The 23,432-nt window shown below is 63.7% G+C and carries 21 protein-coding genes, 1 tRNA gene and 1 pseudogene; 12 read left to right on the top strand and 11 right to left on the bottom strand.

Annotated elements, in window-relative coordinates:
- Positions 1-29: 29 nt before the first annotated feature.
- A complete protein-coding gene (proC, locus tag CXY78_RS03705; RefSeq protein ID WP_104088147.1) occupies positions 30-878 on the bottom strand; it encodes a pyrroline-5-carboxylate reductase in 849 nt (282 codons plus the stop codon).
- Positions 879-972: 94 nt separating this feature from the next.
- On the opposite strand from proC, the gene CXY78_RS03700 reads away from it, so the two are divergent.
- Positions 973-1,935: a cation diffusion facilitator family transporter gene (locus tag CXY78_RS03700; protein WP_092340498.1), complete on the top strand. Its 963-nt coding sequence runs from the start codon at positions 973-975 to the stop codon at positions 1,933-1,935.
- Positions 1,936-1,938: 3 nt separating this feature from the next.
- Here the strand turns inward: CXY78_RS03700 and tadA are convergent, their stop codons facing one another.
- Entirely contained in the window at positions 1,939-2,415 is a 477-nt protein-coding gene (gene tadA, locus CXY78_RS03695; RefSeq protein ID WP_233197251.1) for a tRNA adenosine(34) deaminase TadA, read from the bottom strand.
- 44 nt (positions 2,416-2,459) lie between these two features.
- Between tadA and upp the strand changes: the two genes are divergently transcribed.
- The 4 genes from upp to CXY78_RS03675 all read left to right on the top strand — a co-directional run bounded on the left by upp (position 2,460) and on the right by CXY78_RS03675 (position 6,075).
- A complete protein-coding gene (gene upp, locus CXY78_RS03690; RefSeq protein ID WP_092340500.1) occupies positions 2,460-3,092 on the top strand; it encodes a uracil phosphoribosyltransferase in 633 nt (210 codons plus the stop codon).
- A 533-nt stretch (positions 3,093-3,625) separates the two neighbouring features.
- On the top strand, positions 3,626-4,330 hold the full coding sequence (locus CXY78_RS03685) for a winged helix-turn-helix domain-containing protein (RefSeq protein ID WP_092340501.1): 705 nt from the start codon (positions 3,626-3,628) through the stop codon (positions 4,328-4,330).
- Between the two features lie 330 nt (positions 4,331-4,660).
- On the top strand, positions 4,661-5,122 hold the full coding sequence (locus CXY78_RS03680) for a MarR family winged helix-turn-helix transcriptional regulator (RefSeq protein WP_369827236.1): 462 nt from the start codon (positions 4,661-4,663) through the stop codon (positions 5,120-5,122).
- 254 nt (positions 5,123-5,376) lie between these two features.
- Positions 5,377-6,075: an SDR family oxidoreductase gene (locus CXY78_RS03675; protein ID WP_092338746.1), complete on the top strand. Its 699-nt coding sequence runs from the start codon at positions 5,377-5,379 to the stop codon at positions 6,073-6,075.
- Positions 6,076-6,077: 2 nt separating this feature from the next.
- Here the strand turns inward: CXY78_RS03675 and CXY78_RS03670 are convergent, their stop codons facing one another.
- Positions 6,078-7,541 (bottom strand): cryptochrome/photolyase family protein, encoded by a 1,464-nt coding sequence (locus tag CXY78_RS03670; RefSeq protein ID WP_092338744.1) that lies wholly within the window; start codon positions 7,539-7,541, stop codon positions 6,078-6,080.
- Between the two features lie 398 nt (positions 7,542-7,939).
- On the opposite strand from CXY78_RS03670, the gene CXY78_RS03665 reads away from it, so the two are divergent.
- Together CXY78_RS03665 and CXY78_RS03655 are read left to right on the top strand one after the other, a co-directional pair.
- A complete protein-coding gene (locus CXY78_RS03665) occupies positions 7,940-8,542 on the top strand; it encodes a hypothetical protein (RefSeq protein WP_104088144.1) in 603 nt (200 codons plus the stop codon).
- 768 nt (positions 8,543-9,310) lie between these two features.
- On the top strand, positions 9,311-9,580 hold the full coding sequence (locus CXY78_RS03655) for a hypothetical protein (protein WP_092338738.1): 270 nt from the start codon (positions 9,311-9,313) through the stop codon (positions 9,578-9,580).
- A 147-nt stretch (positions 9,581-9,727) separates the two neighbouring features.
- On the opposite strand, the gene CXY78_RS03650 is transcribed toward CXY78_RS03655, so the two are convergent.
- The 5 genes from CXY78_RS03650 to CXY78_RS03630 form a co-directional block, all read right to left on the bottom strand.
- A complete protein-coding gene (locus tag CXY78_RS03650) occupies positions 9,728-10,837 on the bottom strand; it encodes a sugar-binding protein (RefSeq protein ID WP_092338736.1) in 1,110 nt (369 codons plus the stop codon).
- 62 nt (positions 10,838-10,899) lie between these two features.
- On the bottom strand, positions 10,900-12,240 hold the full coding sequence (gene mmsB / locus CXY78_RS03645) for a multiple monosaccharide ABC transporter permease (protein WP_369827235.1): 1,341 nt from the start codon (positions 12,238-12,240) through the stop codon (positions 10,900-10,902).
- Positions 12,240-13,760, bottom strand: coding sequence for a multiple monosaccharide ABC transporter ATP-binding protein (gene mmsA, locus CXY78_RS03640; RefSeq protein WP_092338734.1), 1,521 nt, complete (start codon positions 13,758-13,760; stop codon positions 12,240-12,242). Before mmsA ends, mmsB begins: the two co-directional genes overlap by 1 nt.
- A 144-nt stretch (positions 13,761-13,904) precedes the next feature.
- Positions 13,905-15,086, bottom strand: coding sequence for an ROK family transcriptional regulator (locus tag CXY78_RS03635; protein ID WP_092338732.1), 1,182 nt, complete (start codon positions 15,084-15,086; stop codon positions 13,905-13,907).
- Positions 15,087-15,360: 274 nt separating this feature from the next.
- Positions 15,361-15,433: transfer RNA gene (locus CXY78_RS03630), tRNA-Arg, on the bottom strand.
- 164 nt (positions 15,434-15,597) lie between these two features.
- Between CXY78_RS03630 and CXY78_RS03625 the strand changes: the two genes are divergently transcribed.
- From CXY78_RS03625 to CXY78_RS03610, 4 genes and pseudogenes are all read left to right on the top strand, one after another.
- Positions 15,598-16,131 (top strand): hypothetical protein, encoded by a 534-nt coding sequence (locus tag CXY78_RS03625; protein ID WP_104088140.1) that lies wholly within the window; start codon positions 15,598-15,600, stop codon positions 16,129-16,131.
- A gap of 125 nt (positions 16,132-16,256) precedes the next feature.
- A complete protein-coding gene (locus CXY78_RS03620) occupies positions 16,257-16,994 on the top strand; it encodes a flavodoxin family protein (protein WP_104088139.1) in 738 nt (245 codons plus the stop codon).
- Between the two features lie 123 nt (positions 16,995-17,117).
- Positions 17,118-18,188, top strand: a pseudogene (locus CXY78_RS22040) (carboxylesterase family protein).
- A gap of 105 nt (positions 18,189-18,293) precedes the next feature.
- A complete protein-coding gene (locus tag CXY78_RS03610) occupies positions 18,294-18,692 on the top strand; it encodes a DUF1294 domain-containing protein (RefSeq protein WP_092338726.1) in 399 nt (132 codons plus the stop codon).
- Here CXY78_RS03610 and CXY78_RS03605 read toward each other — a convergent pair.
- A complete protein-coding gene (locus CXY78_RS03605; protein WP_104088137.1) occupies positions 18,689-19,258 on the bottom strand; it encodes a hypothetical protein in 570 nt (189 codons plus the stop codon). The two genes, CXY78_RS03610 and CXY78_RS03605, sit on opposite strands and share 4 nt — an antisense overlap.
- 235 nt (positions 19,259-19,493) lie before the next feature.
- Between CXY78_RS03605 and CXY78_RS03600 the strand changes: the two genes are divergently transcribed.
- Positions 19,494-19,976, top strand: coding sequence for a pyridoxamine 5'-phosphate oxidase family protein (locus tag CXY78_RS03600; RefSeq protein WP_104088136.1), 483 nt, complete (start codon positions 19,494-19,496; stop codon positions 19,974-19,976).
- A gap of 51 nt (positions 19,977-20,027) precedes the next feature.
- Here CXY78_RS03600 and CXY78_RS03595 read toward each other — a convergent pair whose 3' ends face one another.
- Both CXY78_RS03595 and CXY78_RS03590 read right to left on the bottom strand, forming a co-directional pair.
- The gene (locus CXY78_RS03595; RefSeq protein ID WP_369827234.1) at positions 20,028-22,487 is read right to left on the bottom strand and encodes an MMPL family transporter; all 2,460 of its coding nucleotides are present in this window, start codon (positions 22,485-22,487) and stop codon (positions 20,028-20,030) included.
- A 178-nt stretch (positions 22,488-22,665) separates the two neighbouring features.
- On the bottom strand, positions 22,666-23,310 hold the full coding sequence (locus CXY78_RS03590; protein ID WP_104088132.1) for a TetR/AcrR family transcriptional regulator: 645 nt from the start codon (positions 23,308-23,310) through the stop codon (positions 22,666-22,668).
- Positions 23,311-23,432: the final 122 nt, after the last annotated feature.

Genomic DNA, 23,432 nt, shown 5'->3' with positions numbered 1-23,432 from the left:
GTAATGCGCGCACGGCTCTAGCGGGAGGCCTACGAGGCGGCGAGTTCCTTCGCACGGGCGAGTGCGGCATCCGTTGCGGCGTCGAAGAGCTCCTTTAGGCCGCCCTTTTCGAGTTCCCAGACGGCACGCTCGGTGGTGCCGGCCGGGCTGGTCACCTGGCGGCGCAGCTCGCTCGGCGACTTGTCGGAGACGGCGAGCAGCGCGCTCGCGCCGAGGAAGGTGCCGTTGACCATGACGGCGGCCTCTTCGGGGGTGAAGCCCTTGCTAATAGCCGTTTCGGTGAGCTGCTCGATCAGGTAGAACACGTAGGCCGGGCCGGAACCGGAGATGGTGCTGAGGGCGTCGAGCTTGCTCTCGGGCACGACCAGCACGTCGCCGACCGTGGCGAACAGGGCGCGGGTGAGCTCCAGGTCGGCGTCGCTCGATCGGGTGCCTGCGCTGATGCCGGTGACGGCCATGCCGACCACTGCCGGGGTGTTCGGCATGGTGCGGATGACGTGCACGGTTTCGGGCAGGAGCGATTCAAAGGTGTCGATGGTCACGCCGGCCGCGACACTCAGAATGAGCGTGCCGGGTGCAAGGGAACTGCCGATTTCGGCCAGCAGATCGGCGACCATGTAAGGCTTGACGGCGATGATGACGATCTGAGCGCCATCGATGGCCTTGAGGTTCGCATCCTTGTCGACCTCGGTCGCGTACGCGGTGACCCCCTCGGTGTCGGCCAGCTCAGCGGCCTTCACCGCGGTGCGGTTGGTGACCCGGATGCCGCCCGTGACGGTCACACCGGGCTTCAGCAGGCCGGCCAGAATGGCGCGGGCCATGGAACCGGCGCCGAGGAAGGCGATCGTGGGCAGAGTCACGTTCTGGGAAGAAGTCATCCGACCAGTCTACTTTTTTGCGCCCCCGGGACGCCCAAAACGGCCAGCCCGGGCGCAGCCTTCGACCGCAGACGCGCGGTTCTAAGATGTTTTCATGAGCGCATCCGGCGGAAACAAAGCAATCGTGGCAGCATTCGCGGCAAATCTGGGCATCGCAGTGACCAAGTTCGTGGCCTGGGGCTTCTCCGGATCGTCGTCGATGCTCGCCGAGGGGGTGCACTCGGTAGCGGATGCCGGGAACCAGCTGCTCCTGTTGCTCGGCGGTCGCAAGGCGAAGAAGCGGGCCGACCTGGAGCATCCGTTTGGCTATGGCCGGGAACGCTACGTCTACGCTTTCGTGGTGTCGATCATTCTATTCTCGATCGGCGGGGTCTTCTCGCTCTATGAGGGTTTCGACAAGCTGCAGCATCCGCATCCGCTCGAAAATGCCTGGCTGCCGATTCTGGTACTCGCCATCGCAATGGTGCTCGAAGGATTTTCGCTGCGCACCGCGATTCGGGAGTCGAATCACACCCGCGGCACACAGTCCTGGGTGCAGTTCATTCGGCACGCCAAGGCGCCAGAGCTGCCCGTGGTGCTGCTCGAAGATGTCGCGGCTCTCACCGGCCTCGCCTTCGCCTTTGTGGGGGTCGGCCTGACCATCCTCACCGATGAACCGCTCTGGGACGCCGTGGGAACTCTCCTGATTGGCGCACTGCTCGTTCTGGTCGCGATCATTCTCGGGATTGAGACCAAGAGTTTGCTCGTGGGCGAGGGCGCCAGCAAGAAGGACTTCGACGCCATAGAAGCGGCCATTCTGAACGGTCCGGAGACCAAGCGCATCATCCATTTGAAGACGCTCTACCTCGGCCCGGACGAGATTCTGGTCGGCGCCAAGCTGGCCTTCGACGGCGAGCACCGGTTCGCCGACGTCGCAACCGACATCAATGCCGTTGAAACCCGAATACGCGCGGCGGTGCCGCTGGCCCGCACGATCTATCTCGAACCCGACATCTTCTTCGACCCGAACCTGGCCAATCCGCCCACCGACACCTTTGTGATCAAGGGCCTGGAGTAGGCCTCAGCGCGCGGCCCGACGGGCCGGGTTCTCGAAAAACTCGCGCAGAACTTCGCCACACTCGGCGTCATTGACGCCGGCGAACACCTCAACCCGATGGTTGAGCCGGCGGTCGCGCAGCACGTCGTAGACCGATCCGGCCGCGCCCGCCTTCGCGTCCCAGGCGCCGAACACGACCGTGGGCACCCGGGCGGCGAGGATCGCGCCCGCGCACATCACGCAGGGCTCGAGGGTGACGATCAGAGTGGCGCCGGTCAGGTGCCAGTCACCGGTGTGCGCGGCGGCCTGCCGGATAGCGACGACCTCGGCGTGCAGGGTCGGGTCCTGGTGCAGTTCCCGCTCGTTGCGGCCGCGCCCGATTACCACGCCCGCAGCATCGATGACGACGGCTCCCACCGGTACGTCGTCGGAGGAGAGCGCCGCGCGCGCCTCGCTGAGGGCGAGCAGCATCCACTCTTCGTGTTGATCTTGTGCACGCATGTGTCACCTTAAGCCGGGGGATTGCCTCTAGTAGAATTGAGCCTATGCGAGTCCATGTTGCCGACCACCCGCTCATCACGCACAAGCTCACCGTGCTTCGCGATAAGAACACGCCGTCACCGCTGTTCAGATCGCTCGTCGAGGAGCTCATGACGCTGCTCGCCTACGAGGGCACCCGTGGCGTGCGGGTGGAGGCCGTCACCGTGCAGACCCCCGTGTCTGCCGCCCAAGGCGTGCGCATCAGCGACCCGAAACCGCTCGTCGTGCCGATTCTGCGCGCCGGCCTCGGCATGCTCGAGGGCATGGTCAAGTTGCTGCCGACCGCCGAGGTTGGCTTTCTGGGCATGGCGCGCAACGAAGAGACTCTGCAGCCGACGACCTACGCCGAGCGCCTGCCCGACGATCTCTCGGATCGGCAGTGTTTCGTTCTCGACCCGATGCTCGCCACCGGCGGTTCGCTCATTGCCGCCATCAACTTTCTATTCGACCGCGGCGCGGTCGACGTGACGGCCATCTGCATCCTGGCCGCGCCGGAAGGGCTCGCCGCCGTGGAGAAAGCCCTGGCCGGCCGCGAAGTGACGATTGTGCTCGGTGCCGTGGACGAGAAGCTCGACGAGCAGGGCTATATCGTGCCCGGCCTCGGCGATGCCGGCGACCGGTTGTACGGCCTGGTCTGACGCCCCGGCCTTCCTCCTGATCGACGAGACCCGGCCGGCGCGCGCAGGTTCTGCGACCGGCAACACGCCAGACCCGGTTCACATCAATAATCTTTGATTGAGTAGATCCTGAGCATGGAATATTTCACAAAGTCGTGATTGTGCACGGATTCGCCTAAATGGGCGGTGCCCCGCGAACGTGGTGCGCGTCATGCGGCGACTTACCGCGACGCCAAATTGACACACGGCGTCACATTCCGCTTTACTCGCAGTTATGACAACCAGCGCACGCCCCCTGACCTCCCTCGAGGCCCCCGGGACTGCCGCCATGATGATGGCCGGCACCCCCGCCATCCGCTGTTGCCGAATGTGCCGCTAACCGAGACTTCCCCCTAGGCGTCCTGTTCCTGACTGATTTCATTCGTCAGACCGACGCCCCGAGCGCTTGTTTGAAGCACTCCCCCTCCGGCCCCACGGGCCATCCGGAGCCACCACGGAGCAGCGCTTTCGCGCATCCGTCGAGCTCCCTTCGATCGAACAGTCAAGGACCCCTCATGTCTCTCGCACAAATCCACGCCACTCGCCCCGCCCACTTCAACCGCCCCGAGCTGACCCTGGCTCCGCCGGTTGCCGCACCGCGCATTCGCGCCGTACCGACCGGCACCGAGGCTCGCGGCTTCGTGCTCTACGTCGGCATCGACGAGGCCAAGGCGGCCGCAGCCGGCACGAGCCTGAACCGTATCGTTGAGGCGCTCAAGGCCCTGGCCGCCGGCATCGCTCCCTCCGCCGAAACCTATGCCGCCGTCGCACTGGCACCGGAGGGTGCTGGCGGACGCGACGTGGACGTCGTGCGTCTCGCGTTGCAGGACCCGTCCGCACTTGCTGCGCACCGCGCAGAGCCCGAAGAGCTCGACCGCGCTCGCAGCGGTGTAGTCGTCGACATCTCCCGCAAGCGCGTCATCCTCGACAACGAGACGGCCGCGCTGACCTACAAGGAGTTCGAACTGCTGCAGTACCTCGTACTGCGCGAGGGCCGCACCATCGACCGGGCCGAGATCATCTCCGCGCTCTGGAACTCCGCCGATGAAGAAGACACCCCGAACGAGCGCACCATCGACGTGCACGTTCGTCGCCTGCGCTCCAAGCTCGGGCGCTACGAAGACATCGTGCGCACCGTGCGCGGCGTCGGCTATCGCTTCGACCGCCACGCGGACGTCGCCATCCGCCAGTCGACCACGCCGAGCCCCGACCTGTTCTAAGCCGGTCTGGCGGACATCGCGTGATGCCGCGTTAACGGACTGAGGGTCAGTCGCAGAGGCTACGACTGACCCTCTTCCCTTGCACCAAGAGTGTCCTGCAATCACATTTCACGTCTTCCGCCACAGCAAACGGTTGACGCACCTAAAACATATAACGAATAGGTAACGGGCGCCACCTTTCGTCAACAAAATCACCTGCGAGTTTCATGCCAAGAACCTAACTGTTGTCCGGCCTCGCAGATGCTGGCCCACGGCCCGCACGGTGCCCGCGCCCCCGCTCGAGTCTCTATTCTTGGAGAACGACGTGGTAAACGAGGCAAGGAGGCGCAGGTGGTGGATCGAACGATCGCGGTGGGCGCGTGGGAGTCCCTGTTTCGGGCCCAGGTCGCCATCATGCGCAGTCTGGCGTCGAATTTTCCCTCCAAGGAAATCTCCCTCAACGAGTACGACGTGATGTTTAACTTGTCTCGGCAGCCGGACCGGCGCATCCGCTTGCGTGATCTGAACCAGCACGTGCTGCTGACGCAGCCGAGCGTGAGCCGGCTCGTGGACCGCCTCGTCTCGCGCGGCTATGTGCACAAGCACACCGACCCGACCGACGGGCGCGGCGCCATCATCGAGCTGACCGATGCCGGCCTCGCGCTGTTTCGGCGGGTCGCCGTTGATCACATGAGGTCGATTGCCGAGCGGATCGGAGAGACGCTCAGCGAAACCGAGCTGGAGCAGCTGACCGTGCTGTGCGACAAGCTGCGCATCGATTGTCCCAGCGACGACGGGGCGGGCCAGGGCTAGGCGAAAGGTGGGGCGATGGAACGAGGGCCCTACCCCTCGTCCCACCGAGGCAGTCCCTCGCAGGAATGCCTTCCTCACCGGGCGCCCGAACATTGCCCGGTGAGAAACTCAGGCGCAAGCACGTATCGGATCTTTGAAAGATAAAACGAATACAGACTCGTTGAGTTTTGCTCACGTCTGCCGATCGTATCCCAGCTTGGGGGTGGAAAGCCTAATCTTGCGCAACCACACAGCATCCCGTCTACTCTGACACTATGACTTCTCTCGCCGGCTCATCCATTCTCGTCATCGGTGCCACCGGCGGTTTGGGCCGTGAGATCGCGCGACTCCTGAGCGCGGATGGCGCCCTGCTCACCCTGCACGGTCGCCATCCGGAACGCATCAGCGAGACCGGAATCGCCGGAGCCCCCATCACCGGCGACCTGCGGGATCCGGGCACGGCCGCCCAGCTCGTGGCCGCGGCCCTGGCCGCTCATGGCCGCCTCGACGGAATCGTGAACGCCGCCGGACTCGTCGCCTTCGGACCGATGGCTGAGGTCTCGGACGAAACGATCGATGCTCTTCTGGCGGTCAACGCGACGGCACCCATGCGCCTGCTTCGGGCCGCCTATCCCGCCCTGGTCGAATCCTCCGGCGCGCATCGCGATCCGTTCTTCCTCACTCTCAGCGGCGTGGTGAGCGAGAGTCCGACTGCGAACATGGCGGCGTACTCGGCGTCGAAGGCCGCCCTCGCGGCATTCGGCAAGGCGGCGGGCCGGGAATTGCGGCGGGACGGCATCCGCTTTCTCGATGCCCGACCCGGGCATACCGAAACCGGACTGGCGACCCGGCCGATCCAGGGGTCAGCGCCACGGCTGCCCACGGGATACAGCCCAGCGAATGTCGCCCGTCGCTTGGTCGACGCGATCATCGCCGGCGAGCGCGACCTGCCGAGTACCGCTTTCGCCGGGTAGGCCTACCAGCGGGTGCGCGCACGCTCCTGGGCGACAACCGCGTCGCGGTCCGCGAGCCGCCTCAGACCGGCTAGTGGCTGAGCCATGCGGTGATTACCCCGGATGCGCGGTTCCACGCGATCGAGGAACGCCCAGTAGCCAGCCGTGAATGGGCAGGCCTGTGGCCCCAGCCTGATTTTCGGATTGAACCGACAGCTGCCGCAGAAATCCGTCATCTTCGCAATGTAGGCGCCACCCGAGGCGTAAGGCTTCGTGGCGACTATTCCGCCGTCCGCGTGCTGGGACATACCCACAACGTTTGCCGGCATAACCCACGGCGTTCCGTCGACGAAAGCATTGATAAACCAATCCGACAGCGCCGACGGCTCATATCCCCTCTGAAGCGACCAGTTGCCGAGAATCATCAGACGTTGAATATGATGCGCCCACCCGGTGCGGGACACTTCATCGAGCACGTGACTCAAACACCGCGCTTCGACGGCAGCACCATCCAACTGCAGGAACGCTGGCGGCAGGGGCTCGTGGGCGGCGAGGAAGTTGCTCCGGGCAACGTAGTTCTCACCGAGGTGCCAGTACAGGTGCCAGACCCAATCCCGCCAGCCCATGATCTGGCGCACCACCGCCTCAACGCTCGCCAGCGGCACGCCACCGGCACCGTAGGCAGCGACGACAGCGTCGATGACCTCCTGCGGGTGCAGGAGGCCCAGGTTGAGTGGCACGCTCAGCCGCGAGTGTGCCATCGTACTGTCTCCGGTCAGCGACGCGTCCTCAAAGGGCCCAAAGTCTGACAAACGGGTGTCAATGAAATCATCGAGCGCCGCGAGCGCTTCCGCGCGGGTCGCCGCGAAACGACGCGGACCATCCGCTCCGATCAGGTGCACTCGGCCGTCCCTGACGAGCTCGTCGAGGTCGCGACGAACGTCGTCGTCGATGTCATCCTCCACCGGAGCCCACGGGTCGGGCAGGCCGAGACCGACCGCATTTCGCGGGGGCGCCTGTCGATTGTCGTGATCGAAGTTGAAGCGGCCGCCCTCCGGCTCCGGTCCCCGCATTAGGACGCCCGTTTTCGCTCGCACGTGTCGGTAGAACTGCTCCATCACGAGTCGGGATGCCGGTCGTCCGTCAGCCCAGCGAGCAAAGTCCTGCTCGCTCGTCACAAACCCCCTGCTGGGCAAAACGGATGCCCCCAATTCGGCGACCAGGGCGCGCGCACCCCACGACGTGGGGTTGATCACCTCCAGTTCGCGACCGGCGAGAACGTCCCGATAGTGCTCTGCCCGCAGGAACTCGACGCGATCGCCCAACTCGCGGGCTCGGTGGCGAAGCGCACTCAAGATGAGGTGCGCCTTGGCCCGGTGATACGTGCGACGCTCGAGAACGGCAGACGCCTCAACCAGCACAATCGGCCCGCCGTCGTCGTAGTGCGGGCCGAGTTGGTCAGCGAACAGGAAGCGGGGAAGGGACACGAGACCGATTCTACGTAGGTTGCGTCGGCCTGGCCGGATTCTCACAAAAAAGCCCCGCTCGACGTAACGTCAAACGGGGCTGAATCTGTGCGCCCGAAGGGATTCGAACCCCCAACCTTCTGATCTAGGGTCGTGGTTTTTTCCACTATTGAATACCGATCAGCAGCGTTCAGGTTTAGCGGTTTGATCAGGCTTTTGTGGACTCCCGTTGCCAATTGCGGCACTGCTGCCGCGACGGCGACATCGCCAGCCGCCGTCACGCTTACGGTAGCAAATACGGGATTCGAGCAGTGCGCCCGCCAACATCGGGATTCCAAGACCCATGGTCTCTTCCATGTAAATACGGATATTGCCTTCCGTATTTTTATGAAAAAGGCAATGATGGTGCGACGAAGAACGTGGAGATAGTCTGGCGCACGTTGGCCGACGCCGCGCTGGACGATCAACGAGACTGGGCCAGCATCGGCGCTCTCGCCGACGCGGCTGCCGTAGCGCCGTCCACCACTCATCAGGCGCTGGGCCGACTTCTCGACATCGGAGCTGTTCGCGCCAATTCGCGTCGCGGATACACCGTCGTCTCCCCGGGAAAGCTTCTCGAAGCCTTCGCCGCCCATCGCAGCCTGCGAGCCGACACGATGGTGTCGACAACCCTGCCCGCTACCCAAGAATTTTTGGACGATGTGACGGTCGACTACGCACTGAGCGGCAGCAGAGCTGCTGTGCACTACCTCGGTGGCCGCAACACCGTCGCCGATCTCGGCCGACGGATCGTCTACACCACCCAAGCACTTGCGCAGCCTGACTTTCCTGTGGGCGATGAGGTCATCATCCTCTCCGAAGATCCGGTCGCGGCACGCACCTGGCGCTCCGGATACGCCAGCCTCGCGCAAACCTACGCCGACCTGTGGGCGAGACCGGGATGGCAGGCGGCCGAGTTCACCCGTGCGCTGAAAGCAAAACTATTCGCCGACGCCGATTGGGAGCAACGCACCAGTGCCTAACCTCTACGAAGACGAGCACGGAGTCATCCGCGCACTCGTCGACCGGCTGGGTCACGACCTCGAGCCATCCATCCTCATCGGCGGGTGGGCAACGTTCGTTCGAGTCGGAGGCGAAATCAGTCTCGACATCGACCTCATCACCTCCCAGGATGGGACCCCGAGCTGGTGGTCCGACCTCGAGAAGGTCGTTCAGCCCAGCGCAGAAGCTGACGCACCTCGCCGCGTAAGACGCGGCTATCAAGAACCACAAGGGCGGCGCCTATCTGCGCACCGAAGGGCTGTCTACCTCGCAGATCACGGAGTGGCGCAAGCTGCGTGACGCCGGTGCTCTTGCGGGGAAGAAACCCGGTGAGAAGATTGGCCGGTTAACGCCGGAGCAGGCGGAAATCGTCCGGCTGCGCCGCCAGCTGAGCAAGACCGAGCAGCGTCTGGAAATGACGGGGGTGGCGTTGGAGATCATGTCAAAAATGCACGAGCTACTCGAAAGTCTTTCGAAGAGCTCGCGGGACGAAACACCGTGCGCGTTGCCGTACTGACCGCCTACCGCGAACTGGCCAGCCGAGGAACCTCCACTCGCGTCGCGGCCGACCTGGTCGGGATGCCCCGAGCGACCGCCACCAGGACCTCGCCGCTACCCGCGGCGCCAATCGCGAAATCATGACGCAAATCAACACCAGCAGAGGCCAAACCTGACCACACCAAGCCCACGTGCGCAACATCAGTCGCGCACGTGACGACCACATATTTGTCCTCCGATCTGGGAAAAAAGTGACCGCGAGGTCTCTCGAAACCCCGCAACCCCCAGAGAACCGCCGCCATTCCGGGATCGGCCTGAATACGCCCGCCGACGTGCACTACGGCCTCGCCGAGGCGAAGGCCGTCGAACGTGCAGCGACCCTGGACGCGGCCAGGGCACGCTTCCCCGAGCGATTCAGCACCAGCCAAGCACCAAAGATTCTGACCATTCCCGCGACGGCATGGATCAACAAACCCGCCGACAAACCCGCCGAGAACGACGGGCTCGAACTAGCCGCCTAAACTCCCACTGGCCTCATGCACCTTGATAAATTCCGCTGCGCCCGAAAAACTTCCGCAACCACAGAGCGTCGAGTGCGCGATGGCGTTAACGGGAGAGACCGGCCAGCCCCGAGGGGGGTCGACCGGTCTCTTCGTAACTAACGGGTGCTACTTGGTGAGCTGAGACAGCTCGGGGTTCTCCGCGTACGCCTCGACAGCGTTAGCCGCGGTAACGATGACTGGCGTGAGCAGGTCAGCGGGGACGATCTTGTTGCCATTGTCATAAGACTTGGTGTCGTTGACGGTGGGCTTGTCGCCAGACTGCAAAGCGGATGCCATGGCGATGGCTTCCTTGACCAGCGCGCGGGTGTCCTTGTAGATGGTCGAGTACTGTACGCCGGACATGATCAGCGGGATCGAGGCGGCCTCGGAGTCCTGACCAGTCACGACGGGGAGCTCAGCCTGGCCGGCATCCTGCACCGAGGTGATGATGGCGCGGGCGAGGGTGTCGTTCGGCGAGAGGACGCCGTCGACGGACTCGGTCTGGTACGTGCCCTGCATGAGGGTGTCCATGCGACGCTGGGCATTCTCCGGCTTCCAACCGTCGGTTGCCGTCTGGCCAATGTCAGTCTGGCCGGAGACGATCTTCAGGGTTCCGTCGTCGATCTTCGGCTGGAGTACGTCCATGGCGCCGTTGAAGAAGACCGCGGAGTTCGAATCGTCGGCGGAACCTGAGAAGAGCTCCACGTTGTAGCTGGTCTTGTCCGGGAACTTGGCGGCCATGCCGTCGAGGAGAGCCTGTCCCTGGAGCTGCCCAACCTTGAAGTTGTCAAACGCGACGTAGTAGTCAACGTCGTCGGTGTTCAGGATGAGGCGGTCGTACGCGATAACGGTCACGCCCGCGGCCTTGGCGTCAGCCACCTGGGTGCTGAGCTGCGCGCCGTCCTTGGCGCCGATAATGATGACCTTGGCGCCGTTGGTAACCATGGTGGAGATCTGCTGCTGCTGGTCGGCGACCGCGTTGCTGGCACCGGCGTACTGCACGTCGCCCTTGAAGCCAGCGTCGGCTAGTCCCTTTTCGAAGAGGCTGCCGGCGAGGACCCAGTTCTCACTGGTCTTGTCGGGAAGTGCGACGCCGATGAGGGAGTCGGCGCTGAAGCCACTGGCAGGCGCGTCGGTTCCTGCCGCGCTGCCGCGTCCGGTGTCGGAGGAGCAGCCGGTGAGGCCGAGTGCTGCAACTGCCATGACGGCGGTCGCAGCAAGAAGGATCTTCTTCATGAGGTTGTCTTTCTTTCTGTGTGTGGTGGTGAAGGGTGGAAGTCTGAATCAGTGGGTGAGAATTATTTCTTGAGGTCGGCCGGCACCGCGGTGTCCGGCGTTCCGCCGCCCGGCGTGACCTGCGCTGAGGTGGAGTTGTCGGTTAGCCCTTGGCCGCTCTTGTTGCGCGTCATCAGCCCGATGATCGACGGACGTCCCTGTGACTTGTTGTAGACGTCGACGCCGACGGCGATCAGGAGTACGAGGCCCTTGATGATCTGCACGAGGTCGGACTGGATGCCTTTGAGCGCCAGCCCGTTCGACAGCACGGCCATCACGAGTCCACCGATGATGGAGCCGGCGACGGTTCCGATACCGCCGGAGACCGCCGCGCCGCCAATGAACACCGCGGCGATCGCGTCGAGCTCCCAACCGGTTCCGTCGAACGGTCCGGAGGCCTGCGAGCGAGCGACGAAGATCATGCCGGCCAGCGAGGCCAGTACCGACATGTTCATCATCACGAAGAAGTTGACGCGCTTCGAATTGACGCCCGACAGCTCAGCCGCGTGCTTGTTGCCGCCGACCGCGTAGATGTGGCGTCCGATGGTCGTACGGTTCGTGAGGAACGAGTACGCCACGACCAGCACGGCGAGGATGATGCCGGAAACCGGGAAGCTCGTGCCAACGCGGCCGGTGGCGAACAGGTAGGCGGCCACCAGGACGACGCCGCCGAGGATGAGGACGCGGAGCACGCTGAGCCAGACGGGATCGGATTTCGCGCCCATCACATTGCGGGTGCGGCGGCCACGCACCTCGAGGCCGATGAGGATCAACACGACGAGAATGCCGAGGAGCATCGTGGCATTGTTGACGCCGAAATTCGGCCCGAACTCGGGGAGGTAGCCCTTGCCAATGCCCTGGAAGCCCGTGCCGACGGGCACAGTGGCCGAGTCGCCGATGAACTGGTTGCCACCGCGCCAGATGAGCATGCCGGCCAGTGTCACGATGAACGCCGGGACCCCGATATAGGCGACCCAGAATCCCTGCCAGGCACCGATCAGCGCACCGACAACGATGCCGAGGATAATCCCGGCCCACCACGGGAAGTTCCAGTCCTGCATGGCGAGGGCAACGATGATGCCGGTAAAAGCCGCGACCGAGCCGACCGAGAGGTCGATGTGGCCGGCGATGATCACCATCACCATGCCAATCGCCAAGATCAGGATGTAGGAGTACTGCTGCACGATGTTGATGATGTTGCCGGGCTGCAGCGTCTTACCCCCCGTCCAAATCTGGAAGATGATGATGATGACGACGAGGGCACCGAGGATGCCGAACTGCTTGAGGGAACCACCGCCGCCGAACAGTTTCTTCAGGTCACGGATGTTGGATCGGCCGCTTTTCTCAGTATCGGATGCGCTCATTACGCGACTACTTTCTGTGAGTCCGAGGTCATGCTGCGCATGAGGGTTTCGGGATCGGCCTGGGCGACCGGGAGTTCGTTGGTGATTTTTCCTTCAAAGATCGTGTAAATGCGGTCGGAGACGCCGAGGAGTTCGGGCAGCTCAGACGAGATCATGATGATGCCAGTGCCCCGCGCCGCGAGGTCGCGGATGATCTGGTAGATCTCGGCCTTGGCCCCCACGTCGATGCCGCGGGTCGGCTCGTCGAGGATCAGCAGGTCTGGATCGGTGAACATCCACTTCGCCAGCACGACCTTCTGCTGGTTTCCGCCGGACAGCTTGGTGACACCCTCCTCGACTGTGGGGGTTTTGATGCGCAGGCTCTTGCGATACTCCTCAGAGACCCGCGTCTCCTGCAACTCGTTCACCACGATGCCGCGGGAGATTTTGCCGAGCTTGGCCGACACAATGGAGCGCTTGATGGTGTCGAGCAGGTTGAGGCCGAGCGACTTGCGGTCTTCGCTCACGTAGGCAATGCCGTGGCCGATCGCCTCGGAGACGGTGCGCAACTTGATCTCCTCACCGTCCTTAAAGACCTGGCCGGAGAGGAACTTGCCGTAGGAGCGGCCGAACAAGCTCATCGCGAGCTCGGTGCGGCCGGCACCCATCAGCCCGGCGAACCCGACGACCTCGCCGCGGCGCACGGTGAAGCTCGAATTCTTCACGACGAGACGCTCGGTGGTGAGCGGATGCTGCACCGTCCAGTTGCGCACCTCGAAGAAGACCTGACCGATTTTGGCGGAGTGCTCGGGAAAACGATTCCCGAGCGTACGCCCGACCATGCCCCGGATGATGCGATCTTCGTCGACGCCGTCGGCCTTCACGTCGAGGGTCTCGATCGACTTACCGTCGCGGATGATCGTGATCTGGTCGGCGATCTGCTCGATCTCGTTCAGCTTGTGGGAGATCATGATCGACGAAATGCCCTTACCCTTAAGACCGAGGATCAGGTCGAGCAGGTGCTGCGAGTCGTTTTCGTTGAGCGCGGCGGTGGGCTCGTCGAGGATGAGTAACTTCACGTTCTTGTTGAGAGCCTTGGCGATCTCGACGAGCTGCTGCTTGCCGACGCCGATGTTCTTGACCTGGGTGTCTGGGTCGTCATCGAGTCCGACACGGGCGAGCAGTTCGACCGAACGGCGCTGGGCCTCAACCCAGTTGATGATGCCGCCTCGGCCGGGCTCGTTGCCAAGGAAGATGTTCTCTGTGATCGAGAGCTCAGGGATGAGCGCAAGTTCTTGGTGGATAATGACGATGCCGGCGGCCTCGCTCTGCTTGATGTCGCGGAAGCGCACGACCGAGCCCTCGTAGACGATCTCGCCGTCGTAGGTTCCGAAGGGGTACACGCCGGAGAGCACCTTCATCAGCGTGGACTTGCCCGCACCGTTCTCGCCGCAGATCGCGTGGATCTCTTGGGCTCTGACGGTGAGAGACACCTTGTCGAGGGCCTTCACGCCCGGGAACTCCTTGGTGATGGACTGCATCTCCAGGATGGTGGGGTGACTGTTGTGAGACGTCTCCACGTCTGACCTCCTCGTCTGGCAGGACCACGATATTGTGGCCCCATTTTAGAATCTAAACCCCACGCCCGTTGTCGTCAACTTGTGAACACAAAAACATGGCAACGATCAGCTTAGGGTGGGGTGAATCCCCGAGTGTTGCAGCACGAGCGCCGCGCCGCCGAGTGCCTCGGCTCGCTCGCCCAGCGACGACATCACCAATTCCGTGGTCTCCACGATCATCGGCACGGCGTAGCGCTGGAGTCCGCGGCGGATCGGACTCAGCAGCATCTCCCCCAGATCGGCCAGCGGACCGCCGACAATGATGGTGTGCGGGTTGACGAGGTTGGCTATCGCAGCGATCGACCGGCCGACGGCGAAGCCGGCGTCGTCGACCACGCGGATGGCGCGTTCGTCGCCCGCGAGCACGAGGCGCACGATGTCGCGCGTGCGCACCGGCCGATCGAGGGCACGCGAGAGCATGTCAATCATGATGGCCGTCGAGGCCACCGTCTCAAGGCATCCGCGGTTGCCACAGCGGCACAGGAGTCCGTGCTCATGGATGGGAGTGTGGCCGATTTCACCGGTCAGACCGATGTGTCCAAGGAACGGTCTTCCGTTGAAGATGAGGCCAGCGCCGATGCCGGTGCCCACCTTAATGAAGACGACGGTGGGCGTGCCGGCGTGCGGACCCCAGGTGGACTCGGCTAGGGCGCCGAGGTTGGCGTCGTTCTCGAGGTACACCGGCAGCTCGAAGCTCTCCTCCACCATTCTGACCGTGACGCCGACCCACTCGGGCAGGATGGCACCTTTGACGACGGTGCCCGTGCGGCTATCGATGGGCCCGGGCACGCCGACGCCCACGCCGAGCACGGCCGAGCGTTGCACGCCAGCTTGCAGGAGCGTGGAGGTGAGCAGGTTGGCTGCGATGTCGAGCGCCTCGGCCGCCGTGTAGCCGAGCGGGATCTCGACGTCCTTCTCGCCGATCACCCGGTAATCGACCGTGGCCACGATGATACGCACGTGGCGGCGCCCGAAATCAATTCCGACCGAGACCGCGCCGTCGGTCGACTTCAGGCTGACCAGCTGGGCACGCCTGCCGGAGCTCGTCGTGGGCGACGTCGAGACCAGTCCGCGCTCGACGAGCACTTTGACGATGTTCGAGACCGTGGCGTTAGAGAGCCCCGTATTGCGGGCGATATCGGCCTGCGTCGTGGGTCCGGAGGAGACCAAGTTGGATAGGATTCGCTGTTGGTTCGACAGTCGTAGGGCGCTCTGCGACCCTGGGTTCCTTGTTGGTCGAACCGGCATGTATCCAAGAGTGCCGCATTTTGACGATGTCGTCAATAAATGAACGCACATGTGGCCTTGTCATCGACAATGACATGACCACGTTGCAGAGGAGTACCTGTTTCGTGAGATTTTGAACGTTCTTCGCTGAGCTCCCGTCAGCGAAGGAACCCGCCGGTTTGAGGAAGTTTCGCTCTACCCTTGACGGGGTACTATTCCAACCCTCGTTGCAAGGCGTGTAAACGAAAAAACCCCGCCTTACAGGCCTAAGGCCTGATGAGACGGGGGCTACCTGTGCGCCCGAAGGGATTCGAACCCCCAACCTTCTGATCCGTAGTCAGATGCTCTATCCGTTGAGCTACGAGCGCATGCCAATCTCGCGAACTGTAACGCCCGGAGACAACTTGAAAACTATACCAGCTATCGAGGACTTCCCGTTCCATCCGGGTGGGCAGCAGGGTGCCGGCAGCCGATCTTTTAGCGCCATTGGGCTGTCGATGTTCAAGAGATTTCTGGGAATGACTCAGATTCGATGGCGCTTTTCGGGGAAAGTGTTCACCTGAGGCCAAATCGATACCCACAAAGGGGGGGCGTAACCGACCTGGTCGCGCCGACCACGACCGGCTCAAACAGCACGCTCGGCGGCACACAGATTCTCGCGAATCTGGCCGCGCCGGTCACGGTGCAGGGCAACGCGATCAGCGTGGGGGGCGGTTCCAAGTCCGAGGGGGCAACGAACGCTTCATCGACCCCGGGCGGGGCTACCGCCTCCGTCGCTTCGACCACCACGGGAACCGACAGCTTTCTCGGTGGCACTCAGGTCGTGCCGCTCACGCTCCTCGGCACCGATTCATCCGCACGAGGCACGGGTAATTCTTCTCTCGCCGCGCTGCGACTGACGCCGCTGTTCGGGTCAACGCTGGCCGGTTCCACCCTGGCGAGCACGGGAACAACGCCACTGCCATTCCTCGCGCTGGGCCTCCTTTTCGCCCTGGCCGAACTTGGCCTGGCCGGTCGTGGCCTGATTGCACGCGGCCTGATTGCGCGTGGAGGTGGCACCGCCTAGCCAGCAGCATCCGCTCATGGCCGCCGGACGCTTCGACCACCAGGTAGAATCGCCCGGTTGTGGCGCGCCCGCGACGCCAAAATCAACCCCTGTCATCCTTTCGAGTCGAGTGATTTAATAACCGGGTGAACAAGACGAGCCCCGCCGAACGAGAATCCTTTGACTACTCCGGCCTGCGAGCAGTCTTCATCAACTGCACCCTCAAGCGCAGCCCGGAGGTCAGCAACACCCAGGGCATTGTCGACCTCAGCGCGCGCATCATGCGGGAGCAGGGCGTGCAGGTCTACCTGATTCGCGCCATCGACCACGACATTGCCACCGGCGTCTACCCCGACATGACCGACCACGGCTGGCAAACGGATGCCTGGCCGTCGCTGTTCACGACGGTGCAGGCTGCCGACATCCTCGTTCTGGCCGGGCCAATCTGGCTCGGCGACAACGGCTCGGTGACCAAACGCATCGTGGAACGGCTCTACGCCCACTCGGGCGAGTTCAATGACAAGGGCCAGTACATCTTCTATGGCAAGGTCGGCGGCGCCATCATCACCGGCAATGAAGACGGCGTGAAACACTGCTCGTCGAACCTGCTGTACAGTCTGCAACACATTGGCTACTCGATTCCTCCCGCCGCCGACAGCGGCTGGATCGGCGAAATAGGCCCAGGCCCGAGCTATCTCGACGAGGGCTCCGGCGGCCCGCAGAACGACTTCACCAACCGCAACACCACCTTCATGAGCTGGAACCTCATGCACCTCGCCTCAATCTTGAAGAAGAACGGCGGCATCCCGGCTTTCGGCAACCTGCGCCAGGACTGGGACCGCGGCGAACGCTTCGGGTTTGAGCCGAACCCGGAATATAGGTAAGAGTCAGCAGCAAAATTCAACAGATCGGGGAACCCAGTGGCACTCCAAACACTTTCGACAGAGTCTTCCCTGGTTCCACCTGTACCCGCGCCGAGCGCGCTCGACGTGCGCGTCACCGGCGGCATGGTGCGCGGCATCCGTGAAGGTGCTGTTCTGGCGTGGCGCGGCATTCCCTATGCCGCTCCGCCGGTCGGTGATCGACGCTTTCGCGCTCCGCAGCCCGTCATCGCGTGGCCGGGAGTGCGGGACGCCTCCCGCTACGGCGACGTCGCCCCGCAGCCGTAACGCGGCCAGTTCAAGGGAACCAGCCCACGCGTGCGCTCCAGCGAGGACTACCTGACGGTGAACGTGCTCTCCCCCGCTGTTCCCCGGCGCAAGCGGCTGTCGATTTCCGTCATGGTGTTCGTGCACGGCGGCGGCTACAACACCGGTTCTGCCCAGGATTTTCCTGGCCAGGGCGAGGGCTTCGTGAGCAGTGGCCGCGTCGTCTACGTGAGTTTGATTTACCGACTCGGCGCCCTAAGATACCTCGACTTCAGCCGGTATTCCACGCCGGACCGCCCGATTGAGAACAATCTGGGGTTGCGCGATCAGGTGGCCGCCCTCGAGTGGGTGCGAGCGAACATCCGCTCATTTGGCGGCACCTTCCTGCCGGAGCATCCGTTCGACGCTTTTCGCGACGGCCGCGCCCACCGGGTACCGCTGATCATCGGCACGAATGATCGCGAGGGTGCGTTTTTTCGCGGCCGGGCCAACGTGCTCCCCCGCTCGCCGTGGCGTATCCAGGCCCTGTTCAACCACGCCCCCGAAGATAGCCACGACGAGATGCGGGCCGCCTATCCTGGCCTGCCGATCAGCCGCGCCGCCGCCGATTTCGGGGGTGACTATGCCTTCTGGTATCCGAGCATCGTCGTCGCCGGGTTGCACTCTCGGTTCGCCCCCGTGCATTTCTACCGCTTCGACATCGCTCCGCGGCTCATGCACCTGCTCGGGCTCGGGCTCGGGCTCGATGCCACGCACGGCATTGAAATGTATGCCCTGTTCGACCAGGTCGACTCCCCGTTCGCCCGCACGATGACGGCGCTGGGTGGCCGGGAACCGTTCAGTCGAGCCGGCGCCGGCACTGGCTGCACTTCGCCTGCACCGGCATCGTCGAGAGCAACTCGCCGCGGTATACCGAATCAGATCGCCTGACCCTGATCATCGACGTCGTCGACCGGGTCGAAGCCGACCCCCGCAGCGAGCGCCGGCGCGTCTGACAACGGTTTCTGCCGAACCTGTAGCACCTAGCATGGGGTCATGGCCATCACCCGCTCCCGCCGTGCTGCGGGACGCGGGAGCTACCTCGCGATTGCCGCTTTTGCCGTCGTCTATCTGGTCGGCGCCGTGTATTGGCCCCGGCCGCTCTGGGTGGCCGGGGCGTACCTGGTCACCAGCATGATTTGTTTTGCCGTCTACGCGATCGACAAGCGTCGCGCGCGGTTCGGCGGGTGGCGGGTGTCGGAACGCACCCTGCTGTTCTGGGGTTTCATCGGCGGTTGGCCCGGCGCCATCGTGGCGCAGCAGGTACTGCGCCACAAAACCCAGAAGAAGAGCTTTCGCGAGGCGTTTTGGGTCACGGTCTTCTTCAACGTCGTGCTCTTCGTCGTCGTCAGTACGCCCACGTTCGACCGGCTGGTCGCCCAGGCGATCAACTAGTATTCGTTGAACTCCGGGCTGGTCGCCGCGTCGTGTTTGGCCCTCAGAATGGCGAGGTTGATCAGCACGAACGCTTCCAGGCGTTCGCCGCGATGTTCGGCATAGTCGGGCTCGCGCTGATCGACGGCCAGCTCGATGAGCTTCGACGAGACCGCCGAGCTGACCTCTTCGCTTGCTGACCGCTGCGCACTCGACACGATGCGGGCCACCTGGTCGTTGTCATCGGCAACAGCGTCGAGGGCGAGCGTCAACCGTTCGTGCACGCGAAATCTCAGGGCAAACTGCTTGAGATCGTGGCGTTGGTCATCGGTAAAGCTCAGGCGCCACTTCATCGCTGCCAGGTCGCGGCCCATTCGGCTGACCCGCCGGGCATACTCCTCGTTCTGCCGAGCCAGCCGATGCAGTTCGCTGCGGGCGTTGTCGGCGTACCGCCCGGAGTCGTAGTCGAAGTGCTCCCGCAGTGCCCCCACGATGATGTCGTTCTTCACGGCCATTCGTACGGCCGACAATGCGATCAGCAGGCCTTCGTCAACCGTGCGCTCGAGGTCGGGCAGCTCAGCGTTCACGTCGGGTTCACTGACGTGTTCGTGAGCGTCAGCACGACGCCGGGACCGATTCCAAATGATTGCGCCACCACTTCCTCGTGCAGGTGAATTTCATTTTATCCTGCCCCGCGAATCGCCTCCGACCGCCAGATCACTCGACTACTTCACCATCCCCCGCTCGCGCGCAAATTCACAATCTGGGTACGGTGGACGCCGATGGCGCAGGTGCGCCACGACCGATGAAGAAGGAGCAACGATGAGTGACCCGCGTGATGTGCAGAAAGTAGCAAAACTGGTCAAGGAGTTTCGTTTCGCCATGCTCACCACGACGAGCCCGGGCGGCAAGCTCGTGGCTCGCCCGATGACGGTACAAGAGGTCGAGTTCGACGGTGACCTGTGGTTTATCGCTACCCGCGATTCGCACACCGTGACGGAGATCGGTTCTGATCCGGTCGTGGGAGCGTCTTTCGCCTCCAACGACACCTGGGTTTCCCTCTCGGGAACCGCGGAAATGATCGACGATTCGCAGAAGGTGGCGGAATTGTGGAACCAGTGGGTCGAAGCGTGGTTCCCGGAGGGTCCCGAGGACCCCAACATTGTGCTCATCAAATTCACCGCGGACGGCGCGGAATATTGGGACACCCCTGGAGGGCGCATCGCCTCCGTGATCAGCCTGGTCAAGGCGAAAGTCACGGGCCAGCCCTATGACGGGGGCGAGAACGACAAGGTCGACCTCTAGACACCGTGCAGGTCGGGCGACAGACCTCAGGTCCGTCGCCCGACCGCCCGGCTAGACGATCGGTGTCGTGACGCGCTCGGGTTCGCTCGGCAGGGGCACCGGGTGCGTTCGCTCGAGCGACCCGCCCTCCACATCCACGTTGGGCAGGATGCGGTCGAGCCACTTCGGCAGCCACCAGGCCGCGTCACCGAGCAGGTGCATTACGGCCGGGATGATGAGCAGCCGCACCACGAACGCGTCGAGCAGTACGCCGATGCCGAGCCCGAAGCCGATCGACTGAATCATCACCGAGTTCGAGAAGATGAAGCCGGAGAAGACCGAGGCCATGATGAGCGCGGCCGCGATCACCACGGTGCGCCCGGCATGAACCCCGCGCTGCACGGCCAAGCGCGACGAGGCACCGTGCACGTACGATTCCCTCATGCCGCTGACCAGGAACAGCTGGTAGTCCATGGCAAGCCCGAACAGAACACCCACGACGAGGATGGGCAGGAAGCTCAGGATAGGCCCCGGGTCGTGGATGCCGAACACCGCCCCGAGCCAGCCCCACTGGAAGACCGCCGTGATTGCGCCAAACGCTGCGAACAGCGACAGCACGAAACCCAAAGTCGCGGTGATCGGTACCAGGATCGACCGGAACACGAAGATCAGGATGATCAACGACAACCCGACGACAACGAGAAGGTACAGCGGAAGCGCTGCGGCCAGCTTCTCGCTCACATCGATGTTTCCCGACGCATTGCCGGCCACACCGAGGGAGGTGACACCGTCGATGTCCAGACCGCGCAGGTCCCGCACGAGTTGCTCGGTCGATTCGCTGGTCGGCCCCTCAGCCGGAATGACTTGGAACGCGAGCAGCAGGTCATCATCGGAGGCTCCGATCGGCGCGACCGCGACCACGTCGTTCTCCGCCTTCAGCGCGGTTCCGATACGTACCTGTTCCGCGAGGAGCGCATCATCCGTTATAGCGGTTTCGAGGTCTGCAACCACGAGCAGCGGGCCGTTCACGCCGGCACCGAACTTCTCGTCAGCAATTTTGTAGGCCTGGTACGCACTCGAGCTCAGCGGTTCCGACGAGCCGGCGGGCAGTCCGAGGCGCATGGACAGCGCGGGCATAGCCACGATGAGCAGCACGATGATGCCCACGACCACGGTGACGACCGCTCGCACCGTATTCATGGGCTTGGACGGAACCTTGGCGTGGTGCTCGGCGTGACCGACCTTGGCGCGGGCTTTCCTAGTGAGAATCTTCGCGCCGACCAGGCCCAGCACCGCCGGCGTCAACGTGATCGCAATGAGAATGGCGACGAAGACGCAGACGGCGCCAACCGTGCCCATGAGGCCGAGGAAGGGGATACCGGTGAGGTTGAGTGCGAGCAGGGCGATCAGAACGGTGGCACCGGCGAACACGACCGCGTTGCCGGAGGTGCCGTTGGCCAGCCCGATCGATTCCTGCACTGGCAGGCCGTTGCGCAGCTGGGTTCGGTGCCGGTTGAGTATGAACAGTGAGTAGTCGATGCCGACCGCGAGCCCAAGCATCACACCCAGAACAGGTGTGACCGAGAGCATCTCGACGGTTCCCGACAGAGCGAGCGAGGCGAGCACTCCGACGCCCACGCCCACGAGGGCATTCAGCAGCGGGAGTCCCGCGCCGATCAGCGTGCCGAGCATGACCCACAGCACGATGGCCGCAACGATCACGCCGCCGATCTCGCCCGGACCGAGAATCTCGGGAATGCTGGAGGCAATGTCGTTGGAGACTTCAGCCGTGACGCCGTCGATCCCCGCGTCGGTCATCTCAGCGACCACGGCTTCTTTCGACTCGGCCGGAACCAGGTTGAGCGGGGTGTCGAACTGCACGCTCGCGACCGCGGTGGTCGCGTCGGTCGATACCTGACGGATGCCGGAGGCCAGGTCGAGCAGGTCGGCTCCCTGCTCGAGCGTGGTGCTCTGGGAGGCGAGTGCGGTGCGGCTCGCCGTGAGTGTCGTCTGCTGGGCAGCAATCGCGGCTGTGCCCGCATCGATCTGCGCCTGCTGCGCGTCCAGCGTCGACTGGGCGGCGGCGAGTTGTCCCGCTGCCTCGGCCTGCGCGCGGCTGGCATCGAGCTGCGTCTGACCGGCCTTGGCCTGGGCCGTCGCCGCGTCGATCTGCGCCTGCCCCGCGTCGAGCTGCGCCGTTCCAGCAGCGATCTTCCGGCGACCGTCGACGACCTGCTGGGTCTGATCGTCGATCTGGGCCTGGGTATCGAACGGGTTCGTCGCCGCTTTCACGTCGGCCAGGTCGACCGTGCGCGTGAGCAGGTCGCCGATTGCGGTCTTTTGCGCGTCCGTGAAGGCGGAGTCATCCGTCGTGGTCAAGATGACGGTGCCACGGCCGCCGCTGGCGGAGGGAAACTTGGCGGCAAGTTCGTCGCTGACCTTCTGAGTCGCGGTGCCCGGGATGCTGACGGACGACGTGAGGGTTCCGCCGAAGAGGGCGAATGCACCCACAGCTAGGCCAAGAATGACCACCCACGAAACGATGACTAACCACGCTCGGCGAGCGGAAAACCGACCGAGTCGGTAGAGAAGCGATGCCATAATCTCAAGTTCTTTCTGCAGGTCGGGTTGTGGTCGGGTGACCGGAGTGGCGTCTCGCGTCGCATCATCGGGAATCGAGCTGTGGGGTCGAGCAGGCAAGTCGAGTACTTCAGTTGGAAGGTGCGTAGCCGGTGCGGACGGTGACCATGAGGCGGTCGAGCAGTTCGTTCCACACTGCGCGCGACGAGGCGTCGAGTGCGCCGCCCGTTCGGACCAGCCAGTGGGCGGATACGATGGCGATGCCGTTCATCACCGAGCTGACCAGAATCGCAACTTCGAATTCGTCCATTGCGCCCGTACGAGCGGCGATCTCGGTCGAGAGCTGTTCGGTGGTGCGCGTGAAAACATCGCTGATGCCGTGTTGGGATCGACCGTTCTCGCCCTCCGCGTTGAGTACCCCCGCTAGATACGCGACGACCGGCGGCAGATCGATGTTGCGAAGGGCCGTCGTGAGTTCGTCGAACAGGCCTTCGCGGCTGCCATCGCCTGCTGGAGTCGATGCTGTCGCTGCACGAAATTCATCAACGGTGGCGCTGAGAACCCGGGTGCAGGTGGTCATGATCACGTCGTCGAGTGATGCAAAGTGGTTGAAGACGGTGCGCCTGGAGACGTCGGCGCGCTCGGCAAGCTCGTCAACGCTGAATTGCGGTTTACCACGTTCGCGGATGAGCGCGTCAGCGGCATCCAGAATCGCCTGGCGGTACCGTGCCTTGAGTTCGGCACGGCGGTCGGGGGCGGTGTTCTGAAACGTCACGTGCTTACACTAAGTGCAACGACGCACATAGTGCAATCAGCGTGGCAAGCTCCCAGCTTTGGCGATTATCTCGCCATTGTTGGTCGAGATCTTCGACCGATGACCCAGACACGGAGGCTGGT

The organism is Cryobacterium sp. N19 (genome assembly GCF_002929595.1).
GTDB classification, from domain to species: domain Bacteria; phylum Actinomycetota; class Actinomycetes; order Actinomycetales; family Microbacteriaceae; genus Cryobacterium; species Cryobacterium flavum.
The sequence above is the reverse complement of the archived record's forward strand: the minus strand, read 5'-3'. Positions and strand labels throughout refer to the sequence as shown.